Origin of the sequence: Streptomyces katrae (assembly GCF_000966975.1) — a bacterium.
In the GTDB taxonomy this organism is placed as follows: Bacteria; Actinomycetota; Actinomycetes; order Streptomycetales; family Streptomycetaceae; genus Streptomyces; species Streptomyces katrae.
This window is the reverse complement of record NZ_JZWV01001715.1, coordinates 1-315: the sequence shown is the minus strand read 5'-3', so window position 1 is coordinate 315 and position 315 is coordinate 1. Positions and strand designations below refer to the sequence as shown.

Sequence of the window (315 nt, the reverse complement as noted above, 5' to 3'; positions counted from 1 at the left end):
AGGGTGTAGGCGATGCGGCCGGAGGCCACGCTGGCGGCGTTGCCGGTGCCGAGGTAGCCCTCGACGCCTTCGGGGACGGCCAGGCCGCGCCGGAGGTAGTCCTGGTAGCCGGAGCCGACGAACACCCCGGTGCGGCTGCCTCGTACGGTCGCCGGGTCGAGGCCGGCCCGTTCGAAGGCCTCCCAGGAGGTTTCGAGGAGCAGCCGCTGCTGCGGGTCCATGGCGGTGGCCTCGCGCGGGGAGATGCCGAAGAACGCGGCGTCGAAGTCGGCCAGGTCGTAGAGGAAGCCGCCGGCCCGGGCGTAGGTGGTGCCG

At 73.7% G+C, this 315-nt stretch carries 1 protein-coding gene; it reads right to left on the bottom strand.

From position 1 onward, the window contains the following. A partial coding sequence (locus VR44_RS40285) for a beta-ketoacyl synthase N-terminal-like domain-containing protein (protein WP_045952665.1) occupies positions 1-315 on the bottom strand: 315 nt, incomplete at both ends.